Here is a 13,370-nt window from a genome sequence, read left to right on the forward strand (position 1 = left end):
GCCCGCCGCGGAGCAGGACGTCGGCCATGCCAGCACCCTAAACGTCGCGACCGACGATTTCCGCTCTCGCGCCATGACAGTTGCGGCAGAGCCCGGGGTCAGATCTCGTCGATGTGGCCGACGTTCGCGACGTCGGCCGGGTCCGTGCTCGGCCGTCCTTCGAACCAGGCGTCGAGTATCTCCTCCAGCACCACGTCGGAGGTCAGCCGGAGGCTCAGCGCCAGCACGTTGGCGTCGTTCCACCTGCGGGCCCCGTCGGCGGTGTAGGCGTCCACGCAGAGCGCCGCCCGCACGCCGGGCACCTTGTTGGCCGCGATGGACGCCCCCGTACCCGTCCAGCAGCAGACGACCCCCTGGTCGGCCCGCCCTTCGCCGACGTCTCTCGCGGCCAGTTCGCAGGCCCACGCCCAGTCGTCGCGTTCGTCGTCGTTGAGCGCGCCATGGGTGATCACCTCGTGCCCGCGCCTGCGCAACTGCGCGACGACCCGCTCGGCCACGCCGTCCTTGCTGTCGGCTGCCACGGAAAACCGCATGCGCCCTCCCTTCCACCTCCCCAGGTGTACCAGTCGGAGTGGCGGGTGCGGGGATCGAACCCGCCTGAAGCCGCTTATGAAACGGCCGGGCACACCAGCACCCTCACCCGCCCGGGAAAGCCAACGGGCGCGGGGCGCGGGGATCGGTCAGGAGTCCCCGGACACGCCGGCCCGGCGTGGCATGCGCATGCGCATTCGCCTGGTGGCCATGGCGGCGTCCTTTCGACGGGGTCAGGTTCGATCTTGGCGGGCCCGAACGGGGTGGCGCAACGGGTTTTCTCGACCGCCGGACTGGCGCTTTGAGGTGGTATGTGCTTGGTTGTGTCGCCATATGAGCAGCATTCATGTGAGTGACGTCCCGGCTCTCGCCCGGGGGTGCGCCATCCTGGGCACTGGAGGCGGGGGCGATGTGCGTACCGGGTCGCTGGCCGCCGTCAGTGCCATTCGCGAGTACGGCGAGGTTCCGCTGGTCAGACTCGGCGACCTCGCGGACGACGCGCTGGTCCTGCCGCTGTCGGGGATCGGGGCGCCGACCGTCAGCCACGAGATGATCCACAGCGCCGACGAACCCAAACGCATCGCCGAGGAGGTCGAGCGGATCTTCGGCCGCCCCCCGAGCGCGATCATGTCCTCCGAGATCGGCGGCTCCAACGGGGTGGCCCCCGTCGCCTGGGCGGCGCAGCTCGGCCTGCCGCTGCTCGACGCCGACGGCATGGGACGGGCCTTCCCCGAGGTCCAGATGGTCTCGATGTACGTGGCGGGGCTCCCGGCCGACCTGGTGATCATGACGGACGTCGCGGGGAACGTGGTGACCATCCGCCCGGTGGACGGCCTGTGGTCGGAACGGCTGGCGCGGGCCGTGTGCGTGGCGGCGGGCTCGTCCGCGCTGATGGCCGATTATGTGCTCACCGCCGCTCAGACCAGGGGCGCGGTCATCGAGGGCACGGTCACGCGGGCCATCGAGGTCGGCAGGGCCACGGAGGGCGCGGCCGATCCCCTCCGGGCGCTCCAGGAGCGGTTAGGCGCCGCCAGGCTGATCACCGGCAAGCTGACGGACGTGGAACGGCGGACGACGGGCGGGTTCGTCCGCGGAACGGCCACCATCGAGGGCACCGGCGAGGACCGGGGCCGCACCCTGAGCGTGGAGCTCCAGAACGAGAACCTGGTCGCCGTCGAGGACGGCCGGGTCCGCGCGATGGTGCCCGACCTCATCACCGTCGTGGACACCGAGACCGCCGCCGCCGTCCAGACCGAGGCACTCAGGTACGGCCAGCGCGTCACGGTCCTCGCCTGGCCGTGCGACCCGCTCTGGCGCACCCCCAAGGGCCTGGAGACGGCCGGGCCGAAGGCTTTCGGGTACGAGCTGGACTACGTTCCGGTCGAGGAGTTGACAGCGCATGGCTGACCTGCCGGAGCTCGGGGTCGGGATCGACGTCGGCGGCACCAACACCGACGCGGTGGTGCTGGACGGCGGCGGCCGGGTGATCGCCAAGGCCAAGCGGCCCACGACGCCGGACGTCACCGGGGGCCTGCGGGCCGCCCTGGACGCCGTACTGGAAGAGCTGGATGCGGGCGTGGGACGGATCGGCCGCGTCATGCTGGGCACCACGCACGCGACCAACGCGATCCTGGAGCGCAGGAACCTCGGCCGCGTCGCCGTCGTCCGCCTCGGCGCCCCCGCCACCACCTCGGTCCCCCCGCTCTCCGACTGGCCGGAGGACCTGCGCGAGGCCGTCTCGGCGGGGGAGGCGATCGTGCCGGGCGGCCACTACGTGGACGGCCGCGAGATCAGCCCGCCGGGCCTGGACGAGGTCCGCAGGTTCCTGGACGCCACGCGGGCCGACGCCGTGGCCGTGACCAGCGTGTTCAGCCCGGCGAGCGCCGAGCACGAGCGCCTGGTCGAGGAGCTGGTCAGGGCGGAGTACGGCCTGCCGGTCTCGGCGAGCCACGAGATCGGCGCGCTCGGCCTGCTCGAACGCGAGAACGCCACGGTGCTCAACGCCGCCCTGTACGGGGTGGCCGCCCACGTGACCGACGCGCTGGTGACCGCCCTGGCGGAACGGAACCTGGCGGCCAGGCCGTACCTGGCGCAGAACGACGGCACGCTCATGACGGTGGAGCACGCCGCCCGCCTGCCGGTCTCCACGATCGGTTCCGGCCCGGCGAACTCCCTGCGCGGCGCCGCGTACCTGTCGGGAGTCGCGGACGCGATCGTGGTGGACGTGGGCGGCACGTCCACGGACCTGGGGGTGCTGGTAGGCGGCTTCCCCAGGGAGTCGGCGGCGGCGGTGGAGATCGGCGGCGTGCTCACCAACTTCCGCATGCCGGACATCCTGGCCATCGCCCTCGGGGGCGGGACCATCGTGAGAAGCGGCGGCATCGGCCCCGGCTCCGTCGGCTACCGGATCGTCGAGGAGGCGCTGGTGTTCGGGGGAGGCACGGCGACGATGACGGACGCGGCCGTCGCGGCGGGCCGCACCCCTGATGAAGCCACCGAATGGCGCGATCGCCTCCAAAAAGGTGACATGTCGGAAGAAATCGTAGACATCCTGCAAAGGGCGGTGGCCACGGCGGACGAGATGGTCATCGACGCCGTGGACAGAATGGCGCTCGGCAAAACCGACAGACCCCTGGTCGCGGTGGGGGGCGGCGCCTTCATGCTGCCCGACCGCATCCCCGGCGCGAGCCGGGTGATCCGCCCCGAACACGCGGAGGTGGCCAACGCCGTCGGCGCCGCGATAGCGCTCGCGAGCGGCAGAGTCGATACGATCTTGCCTGCGGGAGATAGCCGGTCAGAGGCGATCGAAAAGGCCAAGGAGGAGGCGGCCGCGCGGGCCGTGGCGGCGGGGGCGGATCCCTCCGGCGTCGAGATCGTCGATCTCCTAGAGGTGCCGTTGAGCTACCTTTCCGAGCCCGCCGTGCGGGTACACGTCAAAGCCGCCGGACCCCTCGCCCGGTGACAGATCGAAAGGATCCCCCCACCATGCGCTGGCACAAGCGCCTGTTCGTCGCCGGGGTCGCCGGTGTCCTGGCCCTGACCGCATCCGCGTGCGCGGGCGGTCAGGTGCGCGGGGCCGGCGGGACGCCCGCCCCGCAGGGGAGCAGCAGCAGCCAGGCCACCACGGCCGGGCAGGCAAACGACGGCACGTTCGTCTACGTGCCCAACCTCGAGGTGGTCACCGACTGGGACCCGGCCACCTCCTACTCCAACGAGATCATCGCCCTGACGAACATCTACGAGGGCCTGACCCGGTACAACTCCCAGGCCCGCAAGGCCGAACCGCGCCTGGCCACCGAGTGGACCTCGGCGAACGACGGCAAGGAGTGGACGTTCAAGCTGCGCCAGGGGGTGAAGTTCCACTCCGGGGCCGCCCTCGACGCCGAGGCCGCCAAGAAGGCCATCGAGCGGACGATCGAGAAGAAGGGCGGCGCGGCCTACATCTGGGACGCCGTCCAGAAGATCGAGGCGGTGGACGCGGCCACGCTGACGTTCACGCTCAAGTACGCCGCCCCGCTCGACCTCATCGCCTCCTCCGGCTACGCCGCCTACATCTACGACGTGGACGCCGTGGACGCCGACGGCAAGAAGACCGCCGGCACCGGCCCCTACACGATCGACTCCTGGCAGAAGGGCAAGGAGACCGAGCTCACGCTGAAGGCGTACGAGGACTACTGGGGCGGCTGGAAGCCCGAGCAGTACAAGAAGGTCGCCTTCCGCGTCACCCCCGAGATCACCACGGCCTGGCAGCTCCTGCAGCGGGGCGAGGTGAACTTCGTCCAGCGCCTGAACCCGCAGCTCTTCGAGCAGGCCGGGATGACCGAGGGCGTGCGGACGGCGCAGTCGCCCTCGTTCCAGAACCTGCTGGTGCTGTTCAACACGGCCGAGGGCCCGGCCAAGGACGTCAGGGTCCGGCAGGCGCTGCAGGCCGCGATCGACTACGACGGCCTCGCGGCGGCGCTCAAGGGCTCGGGGCAGAAGGCCAGCGGCCTGGTGCCGCAGGGGCTGCTCGGCTACCCCAACGACATGCAGCCCAAGCAGGACCTGGCCAAGGCGCAGGAGCTGCTGCAGCAGGCCGGGTACGGCCCCGACAACCCCGAGCTCAAGCTGAACCTGACCTACGGCCAGGGCGACGACGACCAGAAGTTGCTGGTCACGCTGCTCAGCTCGGCGCTGAAGAAGCTGAACGTGACCCTGCAGGCCAAGCCCATGACCTGGAACGCGCAGTGGGACCTGGGCAAGAAGAAGGGGCAGGACATCTTCGTCATGTACTGGTACCCGGACTATCCGGACGCCTACTCGTGGTTCGTCAACGTGTTCAAGAGCAATGACAAGCCGCAGCTCAACCTGTCCTACCTGAAGGACTCGCAGATCGACGCCGAGATCGGCACGCTGCCGCAGCTCGCGGCGACCGACCCGCTCAAGGCCGACCAGGCCTTCCAGGGCCTGCAGAAGAAGATCATCCAGGATCAGGCGGCGGTGGCGGTGCCGTACGTCCAGGTCTACCAGCGCGCGTTGACCGCGGACGTCGAGGGATACACGGACAATCCCGCCTATCCCAACGTGGTCTTCTTCTACGACCTCAAGCGCGCAAGCTGACCATGCTCGGTTATCTGGCCCGCCGGCTCGGCCAGGCCCTCCTGGTCGTGGCCGGCGTGGTCGTGCTCACGTTCGTGATCATGCGGCTGGTGCCCGGCGACCCGGCGGTGGCCTTCGCCGGGCCCAAGGCCACGCCCGAGGAGCTCGCGGCGGCGCGCGAGCGGTTCGGGCTCGACGACCCGCTCCCCATGCAGCTCCTGGCCTATGTGCGGGACCTGCTCACGGGCGAGTGGGGCATCAGCCTGCGTACCAGGCAACCCGTGCGCGACGACCTCTACCTCGCCTTTCCCGCCTCTCTTGAGCTGGTCGGGACGGCGCTGCTCATCGCGGTCGTCGTGGGCATCCCGACCGGAGTGCTCGCCGCCCGCTATAAGGCGAAATTTCCGGACTTTGGGGTGCGGTTCACCAGCATGCTGGCCGTCTCCGTCCCCGTCTTCTGGCTGGCCCTGGCCCTGCAGCTGATCTTCGCCAGCAACCTCGGCTGGTTCCCGATCGCCGGCGAGTACGACTCCTCCCTCGACACCACCAGCCCCCTCACCCTGTGGACGAACATCACCATCGTCGACGCCCTCATCACCGGCAACTGGCCCATCTTCACCAGCACCCTCCAGCACCTGGTGCTGCCCGCCCTGGTCGTGGCCGCCTACCCCACGGGCGTGATCGCCCAGATGACCAGGGCCGCCCTCATCGAGGAGGCGGGCCAGGACCACACCAGGCTCGAACGGGCGCTCGGCTTCGGCGAGACGTCCATCCTGACCAGATTCGCCCTGAGACCCGCGCTGAACCCCGTCCTGTCGCTGATCGCCCTGGTCTTCGCCTACGCGATCGTCAACGGCTTCCTCGTCGAGGCCGTCTTCAACTGGCCGGGCCTGGGCCGGTACGCCGCCGCCTCGATCCGCTCGCTGGACACCCCGGCCATCGCCGGCGTCACGCTGCTGGTCGCCGTGGTGTACGTCCTGGCCAACCTGGTCGTGGACCTGCTGCAGGGCTTCGTCGACCCGCGAACGAGGGCGCGATGAAGGCGAAGGAGGCGCCGCTGCGCCGCACGTTGTTGCCCCGGATCCCCGATCGGTTCGCCGCCTTCGGCGCCGTGCTCCTCCTGCTCGTCGTCCTGGCCTCGGTCCTGGCGCCATGGCTGGCGCCGTACCCGCCGAACGAGCCCAAGCCGCTGGAGCAGCTCCTGCCGCCGAGCGCCGCCCACTGGCTCGGGACCGACGGCGTCGGCCGCGACGTGCTCACCCAGATCCTGTACGGCGGCCGCACCTCGCTGTTCATCGCCGTGGCCGTGCTGGCCGTCTCCTCGCTGGCCGGGGTCACGCTCGGCGTGGTCGCCGGCTACGCGGGCGGCCGGCTTCGAGACGTGATCATGCGGATCACGGACGTCTTCCTGGCCTTCCCCGCGCTGCTGCTCTCCCTGGCCCTCGCGGTCGTGCTCCAGCCCAGCGTCACCACGGTCGTCCTGGCCATCGCGGTGACGTGGTGGCCCTGGTACACCCGCCTGGCCGCCTCGGTGGCCGCCTCGATCGCCACCCGGAGTTACGTGGACGCCGCCCGCTGCCTCGGCGTGCCCGCGCCGCTGATCATCGTGCGCCACGTGCTGCCGAACTCGCTCACCCCCGTCCTGGTCCAGCTCTCCCTGGACGCGGGCGGTGTGATCCTGACCTCGGCGGCGCTGTCGTACCTGGGGCTGGGCGCGCAGGAGCCGACGGCGGAGTGGGGGCTGATGGTGCAGCAGGGCCAGAGCCTGTTCACCACGAACTGGTGGGTCGTCACCTTCCCCGGGCTGGCGATCCTGGTGACGGCGTTCGCGTTCAACGTGCTCGGAGAAGGGCTGCGCAACGCGCTCGACCCGCGAAGGGCGGTTCGATGATCGAAGTGCGCGATCTTCAGGTCAGGTACGCGGGGCGGCTCGTCGCCGACGTGCCCGAGCTGGACGTGGGCGCGGGGGAGTGCGTGGCGATCGTGGGGGAGAGCGGCTCCGGCAAGTCCACGACGCTGCTCTCGCTCCTCGGCCTCACCACAGATGCCGAAATTTCCGGACAGATTATGGTCTGCGGCGTCGACGTGCTCACCGCCTCCCCGCGCCGCCTGCGCGCGATCAGGGGCGCCAGGGTGGCGCTGGTGATGCAGTCGCCCCAGGCCGCGCTCAGCCCGGCCACCCGCCTCGGCGTCCTGATGCGCCGCGCGCTCAAACTCCACGGCGTCGGCGAGAACCGACGCCTGGACGAGATCATGACCGAGGCCGTCGAGGCCGTCATGCTCGACAGGGAGATCCTGCGCCGCTACCCGCACGAGATCTCCGGCGGCCAGGCGCAGCGGTTCGCGATCGCGCTGGCCATCGCCCTGGGCGCCGAGGTGATCCTCGCCGACGAGCCCACCAGCGCCCTCGACGTGACCGTCCAGGCCGAGGTGGTCGGCGTGCTGCGCAGGCTCAGGCAGGAGCGCGGGCTGGCCCTCCTGCTCGTCTCCCACGACCTGGCACTGGTCTCCACGATCGCCGACCGGGTGCTCGTCATGCGCGACGGCGCGGTGGTGGAGTCGGGCCCGGCCGAGCGGGTGCTGTCCGAGCCGTCCCATCCCTACACCCGCGAACTGCTGGAGGCGCTGCCGTGACCCTGCTGCGAGCCGAGCGGGTGACGCTCGCGTACGGCAAGCGCGCCGTCGTCCACGAGGTGAGCCTGGACATCACCGAGGGCGGCGTCGGGCTGATCGGGGAGAGCGGCTCGGGCAAGACGACGCTGGCGCGCGCGTTCCTGGGCCTCCTCACCCCCATCTCCGGAAATATCTGGTACGGCGACCAAACGCTCAAAAAAGCGGACATGCGGACGTTCCGGAAAGACGTCCAACCCGTCTTCCAAGCCGAAGCCCTCGACCCCCGCATGCGCATCGGCGCCTCGATAGCCGAGGCCCTGCCGAGAAGCGCCCGATCACGCGTGCAGGACCTGCTCGAACAGGTCGGCCTCGACCCGGAACTGGCCACCCGCAGGCCGCACCAGCTCTCCGGCGGCCAGCGTCAGCGCGTGGTGATCGCCCGCGCCCTGGCGGTCGGCCCCCGCCTGCTCATCCTCGACGAGCCCACCAGCGCCCTCGACGTCACCGTCCAGGCCAGGATCCTCGACCTCCTGTCCGCCCTGGACACCGAACGCCTGCTCATCACCCACAACCTCGCGGTCGTGCGGCGGCTGTGCAGGACCTCGCACGTGTTGTTCGCGGGCAGGGTCGTCGAGTCGGGCCCCACGGACGACCTCCTGGAGAACCCGGCCCACCCCTACACCCGGGCCCTGCGCGACGCCGTGCCGACTCTGGGCGGCCCTCCGCCCGAGGCCAAGGGCAGGACGGAGGCCGTGCCCGCGCCGAGCGGATGCCCGTTCAGGCTGCGCTGCCCGCTGGCCGCGCCGGAATGCGAGCAGCCGCCCCCGCTCAGAGAGCTGGCAGGCCGTCAGGTCGCCTGCCACCGCGCGGAGGACGTCCTCGCCTAGGAAGGCTCACAGCGCCTTCAGGCCGCTGATCACCTCCAGCAGCACCTTCGCGTCGGGCGCGGGCGGCGGGTGCTCGACCTGGACGAGCTGCTGCGCATGCAGGTCGCCGACCAGCACGCGGACCACGCCGATGGGCAGGTTCAGCTCGGCCGCCACGTCCACGAGCCGCGTCGGCTTCGTGCACTTCTGCAGGATGATCAGGTGCTCGGGCCCGAGGCCGACGGGCGGCGCCAGGCCGCCGGAGGTGATGATCACCGCGATGAGGTCGATGGCCTCGCTCGCGGGAACCGTCCGGCCCCTGGTCAGCAGATAGGCGGGGACGATGGGGCCGGCGTCTTCGTCCAGCCAGCGCTCGTCAGTCACTGCGCACCACCCGCATGGGTCGCGCGGGCTCTTGCACGGGGGCCTCCGGTTCTGGATCGGCCACGTGCTCTTCCGGGATCAACACGATCGCGGTGGTCCCTCCATATGGTGAACCGCGCAACGTCACGCGGATGTCATGCCTGGCGGCCAGGCGGGAGACGACGAAAAGGCCGAGCCTTTCGCTGTCGGCCAGGTCGAACTCCGGCGGGCTGGCCAGCCGTTCGTTGAGTTCGTCCATCTCCTCCGGGCCCATCCCGTTCCCTCGGTCCTCGACCTCGAAGACGAAGCCGCGGGCCGCGTCCTCGCCGCGCACGATGACCGGGGTCTGCTCGGGGGAGTAGACGGTGGCGTTCTCGATGAGCTCGGCGATCAGGTGGATCAGGTCGGCGACCACCGGCCCGGCCAGGCGCTTGCCTGACATCGGCTCGACGGTGACCCGGCGGTAGTCCTCGACCTCGGCCGTCGCGGCGCGGGCCACGTCGAGCAGCGGCACGGGCCTGCTCCAGCCCCGGCCCGGCGTGGCGCCCGACAGGATGATCAGGCCCTCGGCGTGCCTGCGCATGCGGGTGGTCAGGTGGTCGAGCCTGAACAGGTCGTCCAGGGCCTCGGGGTCGGTGGCCCGGTGCTGCATGTCCTCCAGCTGGATGCGCTGGCGGTGCAGCAGCGCCTGGCTGCGCCTGGCCAGGTTGCGGAACACGTGACCGACCCCTTCGCTGAGTTGTGCCTGGCCGACCGCGGCCTCGACCGCGGTCTGCTGCACGGTGGAGAAGGCCTGACCGACGTCGTCGATCTCGACCGTAGTGCTGGCCACCGACAGCTCCGGCATCTCGACCTTCTCGCCCTTGCGGAGCTTGGCCACCACGTGCGGCAGCCGTTCCTGGGCCACTTCCAGCGCGGCCAGCCGCAGCGAGCCGAGCTCCTTGGACAGCCGGTCGCCCATCCGCAGCGAGAACGCGATCGACAGCACCACCAGTGCCAGGCCCGTTCCCGCCAGCAGGAACGCCCTGTTGAGCACCTGGTCGGCCACCGGGGCCGCGCGGGCGTTCAGCATCGTGCTGGCCTGCATCTGCGCCTCGTGGAAGGACTTGGCCAGCCCCTCGGTGGTGTTCAGCCAGCCCTGGGGCGCGGCCCCGGCGATGACCTGGTCCTCCATCAGCCGCATGCGCTGGTACTCGGGCGAGGCGATCAGCGAGACCTGGGTGTCGCGCAGGCTCGAGTCCAGCTCGGACAGCGCCTGGTCGACCAGGAAACGCCGGTTGCCGGCGAGCTGGGTGAACAGCCGGCGCTCCGCGGGCGTGGTCGGCCCGAGCGCGATGGCCTGCTCCCTGGTGAGCAGCTCCTTGGCGTAGCCCATGTCGATGACCACGCGCGACTGCTCGTAGATCGGGATGTCGTCGATGATCGCCACCCGCTTGTGCAGGTCGAACAGCGTGTCGACGACCGCGCTGTAGCTCTCCACGGTGTGCAGACGGTTGGACAGGTCCGCGTCGATCTCTCCTCTGATCGCGTCGAGCCTGTCGAGCTGTGTGTACACCGCGTCCACCTGTGTGCGGATCTCTTCAGATCTGTCCTTGGAATCGTTGGAGAGCTTCCTGAACGCCTCCCGGGCGGCGTCGGTACGGATGCGCTGGGTGTCCACCGCCGCCTTGTCCGCCGTGTGACGCAGGAGCCGGGCCGAGACCAGACGTTCGCGCTGGATCTCGTTGATCAGTTTGTAGGCGGGAAGGCGGAGGTTCGTCCAGACCGTCTTGTATTGGCGTAAGTCCAAGCTCTCAGTGGCGGTCACTGCGGTGATGACCCCCCACAACACCACCATGGAGGTCAGCGGCACCAGAAGCAGTCCGATGATCTTCATGCGGATCGTTCGGCTGCGACCCATGGCACCTCACTCCGGTCGGTCCCAAGCTGGCAACCCCGGACGGGACAAGCTCAGAGAATAGCAATTCGATCACCAGATTGCCCAATTTTTCGGGGCTTTTGGACACAAGTCATCGATCTTCGAGTAGGTTTCCCGGGTACATCGGTCACAGAGGGAGATGTGTTGCGCCGTCGTCTCGCAGCGGCCGCCGCGCTGCTGCTCCTCGCGGCCTGCTCGGCACCCGTGGAGGTCCCGCAGGCCCCCGCGGGGGAGGCGCCGTTCGTCTACGTGAAAAACCTGGACATCATCACGGAGTGGGACCCAGGCAGGTCCTACTCCAACGAGATCGTCGCCTTCCAGAACATCTACGAGACGCTCACCCGCTGGAACCCCGTCACCAAGAAGTCGGAGCCCAGACTGGCCACCTCGTGGCGGACCTCGTCCGACGGCCGGAGCTGGACGTTCAACCTGCGCCCCGACGTGACCTTCCACACCGGCAGGCCACTGGACGCCGCCGCGGTCAAGGCGTCCGTCGAGCGCACCATCAGCACCAAGAGCGGCGCCTCCTACATCTGGGACGCCGTCTCCTCGATCAGGGTCGAGGACACCCTCACGGTGACGTTCGCGCTGAAGTACCCCGTGCCCCTGGACCTGGTGGCCTCGGCCGGGTACGCGGCCTACATCTACGACACCCAGGCGGCCTCCGACCTCGGGAAATGGTTCAAACAGGGCAAGGACGCGGGCTCGGGCCCCTACACGGTGGCGAGCTGGCAGAAGGGCAAGGAGACCGAGCTCACGCTCAGGGCCTACGACAAGTACTGGGGCGGATGGAACCGGCCGCACTACAACTCGATCCAGTTCCGGGTCGTGCCCGATCCCGACAAGGCCTGGCAGATGCTGCAGCGCGGAGAGGTGAGCTTCGTGGAGCGGCTCAGCCCCCCGCTGTACGCCAAGGCGGCCGCGGCGCCGGGCGTGCGCACATCGGAACGGCCCTCGTTCCAGACCGCGATGCTGCTGTTCAACACCGCGAGCGGGCCGATGAAGGACATCCGCCTGCGCCGCGCCATCCAGCAGGCCGTCGACTACCGAGGGGTGGTCAGAGACCTGAAGGGCGCCGTCGCGCCGGCCAGCGGGGTCATCCCGGAGGGCCTGATGGGCCACGTGGCCGGCCGCGTCCCCCGGCAGAACCTGGAGCGCGCCGCCCAGTGGCTGGCCAAGGCCGGGTACGGACCGGGAGGCAGGCCCCTGCGGCTGCGGATGACGTACGGGGAGGGCGACTCGGACTGGCGGCTGCTCGCCACCAGGCTGACCAGGACGCTACGCCCGCTGAACGTCACGATCGAGGCCACGCCGATGCCGTGGAACGCCCAGTGGGCGCAGGGCAAGAAACGCGGCCAGGATATCCTCGCGATGTACTGGTGGCCCGACTACGCCGACGGCTACTCCTACTTCGGCAACGTCTTCCACAGCGCGAACCCGCCCGAGATGAACCTGACCTACCTGGCAGACCAGAGCCTGGACGCGCTGCTCGACACCGTGCCCGAGCTGACGGTGACCGACAGGCCGGCCGCGCAGCGGGCCTACGAGCAGGCCACCGTCCGCGTGCTCGACCAGCGGGCCGCCGCCTCGCTGCCGTGGGTGGTCACCTACCAGCGCGCCTACCTGAGCGGGGTGCATGGCTACGACGACAACCCGGCCTACCCCGACGTGGTCTTCGTCTACGAGCTGCGGCCCTCGGGTTGAGCCTCGGCCCGCTCGCGCAGGCGCAGCCTGATCTCCTCGGGGGTGTAGGCCCTGCGGCGCCGTTCGGCCCGCGCGATCACCACTCCGGTGGCCGCCACACCCATGATTCCCGCCAGACCCAGCATCTTCCACCAGCGCATGTGCCTAGGCTAGCCGTGTGCTGACTCTTGATGAGGCCGTCAAGGTGACCAGGACCGGCGACCTGTGGATCTTCCGCGGTCGCTCGGTGCCTGACCGCGCCATCCAGACGATGACCAACAGCCCGGTCAACCACGTGGGCATGGCCATCGTGATCGAGGACCTGCCGCCGATGATGTGGCACGCCGAACTCGGCAGGTCGCTGCTCGACCTGTGGTCGGGCACCCACCACCGCGGGGTGCAGCTCCACGACCTGCGGCAGGCCGTCACGACCTGGGCCGACAGATACGGCCAGCGGGCCTGGCTGCGCCAGCTCGAACCGGAGGCCACGCAGGAGATGGAGGACGCCGCCCTGCGCACGGTCGCCAGGCTCGACGGCACCCCGTTCCCCTCGACGGCCCGGCTGGCCGCCCGCTGGGCCAGGGGACGCGTCCCGCGCAGGAGCCGCAGGGAGCAGACGCTGGAGAGCGCCTACTGCGCCGAGGTCGTGGCGGTCACCTATGAGGAGATGGGGCTCCTGCAGGGCGGGCGGCGGCCCAACTGGTACGACCCGGGCAGGTTCTGGAGCGGCGATGACCTCGACCTGCTCATGGGCCGCAGGCTCGGCAACGAGATCACCGTCGGGGTGGAGCGCAGCGCGGCCCGCTGACCTCCTGAAG

Annotated in this window: 13 protein-coding genes and 1 tRNA gene; 9 read left to right on the top strand and 5 right to left on the bottom strand. The window is 70.1% G+C overall.

Features of this window, described 5'->3' with window-relative positions; all coding sequences use genetic code 11:
- Positions 1-98 precede the first annotated feature (98 nt).
- The gene (locus ACFOY2_RS13225; RefSeq protein WP_357807954.1) at positions 99-533 is read right to left on the bottom strand and encodes an RpiB/LacA/LacB family sugar-phosphate isomerase; all 435 of its coding nucleotides are present in this window, start codon (positions 531-533) and stop codon (positions 99-101) included.
- A 39-nt stretch (positions 534-572) separates the two neighbouring features.
- Positions 573-645, bottom strand: a tRNA-Met gene (locus tag ACFOY2_RS13230).
- 234 nt (positions 646-879) lie between these two features.
- Here ACFOY2_RS13230 and ACFOY2_RS13235 point away from each other — a divergent pair.
- Genes ACFOY2_RS13235 through ACFOY2_RS13265 form a run of 7 tightly spaced genes read left to right on the top strand, consistent with a single transcriptional unit; the run spans position 880 to position 8,609 of the window.
- Positions 880-1,938, top strand: a complete 1,059-nt coding sequence (locus ACFOY2_RS13235; protein ID WP_379528268.1) for a DUF917 domain-containing protein — start codon at positions 880-882, stop codon at positions 1,936-1,938.
- The gene (locus ACFOY2_RS13240) at positions 1,931-3,493 is read left to right on the top strand and encodes a hydantoinase/oxoprolinase N-terminal domain-containing protein (protein ID WP_379528269.1); all 1,563 of its coding nucleotides are present in this window, start codon (positions 1,931-1,933) and stop codon (positions 3,491-3,493) included. Before ACFOY2_RS13235 ends, ACFOY2_RS13240 begins: the two co-directional genes overlap by 8 nt.
- A 23-nt stretch (positions 3,494-3,516) precedes the next feature.
- Complete coding sequence (locus tag ACFOY2_RS13245) at positions 3,517-5,130, top strand: ABC transporter substrate-binding protein (protein ID WP_379528270.1); 1,614 nt, start codon at positions 3,517-3,519, stop codon at positions 5,128-5,130.
- Between the two features lie 2 nt (positions 5,131-5,132).
- The gene (locus tag ACFOY2_RS13250; protein ID WP_379528271.1) at positions 5,133-6,149 is read left to right on the top strand and encodes an ABC transporter permease; all 1,017 of its coding nucleotides are present in this window, start codon (positions 5,133-5,135) and stop codon (positions 6,147-6,149) included.
- Positions 6,146-7,000 carry an ABC transporter permease gene (locus ACFOY2_RS13255; protein ID WP_379528272.1) on the top strand — a complete coding sequence of 285 codons (855 nt, stop codon included), beginning with the start codon at positions 6,146-6,148 and terminating at the stop codon, positions 6,998-7,000. The genes ACFOY2_RS13250 and ACFOY2_RS13255 overlap by 4 nt, the downstream gene beginning before the upstream one ends.
- A complete protein-coding gene (locus ACFOY2_RS13260; protein ID WP_379528273.1) occupies positions 6,997-7,743 on the top strand; it encodes an ATP-binding cassette domain-containing protein in 747 nt (248 codons plus the stop codon). The genes ACFOY2_RS13255 and ACFOY2_RS13260 overlap by 4 nt, the downstream gene beginning before the upstream one ends.
- Positions 7,740-8,609 carry an ABC transporter ATP-binding protein gene (locus ACFOY2_RS13265; RefSeq protein WP_379528274.1) on the top strand — a complete coding sequence of 290 codons (870 nt, stop codon included), beginning with the start codon at positions 7,740-7,742 and terminating at the stop codon, positions 8,607-8,609. The genes ACFOY2_RS13260 and ACFOY2_RS13265 overlap by 4 nt, the downstream gene beginning before the upstream one ends.
- Before the next feature lie 6 nt (positions 8,610-8,615).
- On the opposite strand, the gene ACFOY2_RS13270 is transcribed toward ACFOY2_RS13265, so the two are convergent.
- Both ACFOY2_RS13270 and ACFOY2_RS13275 read right to left on the bottom strand, forming a co-directional pair.
- Complete coding sequence (locus ACFOY2_RS13270; protein ID WP_357807933.1) at positions 8,616-8,972, bottom strand: DUF742 domain-containing protein; 357 nt, start codon at positions 8,970-8,972, stop codon at positions 8,616-8,618.
- Positions 8,965-10,851: a sensor histidine kinase gene (locus tag ACFOY2_RS13275; RefSeq protein ID WP_379528275.1), complete on the bottom strand. Its 1,887-nt coding sequence runs from the start codon at positions 10,849-10,851 to the stop codon at positions 8,965-8,967. The genes ACFOY2_RS13270 and ACFOY2_RS13275 overlap by 8 nt, the downstream gene beginning before the upstream one ends.
- 159 nt (positions 10,852-11,010) lie before the next feature.
- Here ACFOY2_RS13275 and ACFOY2_RS13280 point away from each other — a divergent pair, with 159 nt between their 5' ends.
- Positions 11,011-12,573, top strand: a complete 1,563-nt coding sequence (locus ACFOY2_RS13280; RefSeq protein WP_379528276.1) for an ABC transporter substrate-binding protein — start codon at positions 11,011-11,013, stop codon at positions 12,571-12,573.
- Here ACFOY2_RS13280 and ACFOY2_RS13285 read toward each other — a convergent pair.
- Positions 12,549-12,713 (bottom strand): hypothetical protein, encoded by a 165-nt coding sequence (locus tag ACFOY2_RS13285; RefSeq protein WP_379528308.1) that lies wholly within the window; start codon positions 12,711-12,713, stop codon positions 12,549-12,551. The two genes, ACFOY2_RS13280 and ACFOY2_RS13285, sit on opposite strands and share 25 nt — an antisense overlap.
- Positions 12,714-12,733: 20 nt before the next feature.
- Between ACFOY2_RS13285 and ACFOY2_RS13290 the strand changes: the two genes are divergently transcribed.
- Positions 12,734-13,360 (top strand): hypothetical protein, encoded by a 627-nt coding sequence (locus ACFOY2_RS13290; protein WP_379528305.1) that lies wholly within the window; start codon positions 12,734-12,736, stop codon positions 13,358-13,360.
- Positions 13,361-13,370 lie beyond the last annotated feature (10 nt).

It is taken from the genome of Nonomuraea purpurea (genome assembly GCF_042650645.1).
Taxonomy (GTDB): Bacteria; Actinomycetota; Actinomycetes; order Streptosporangiales; family Streptosporangiaceae; genus Nonomuraea; species Nonomuraea purpurea.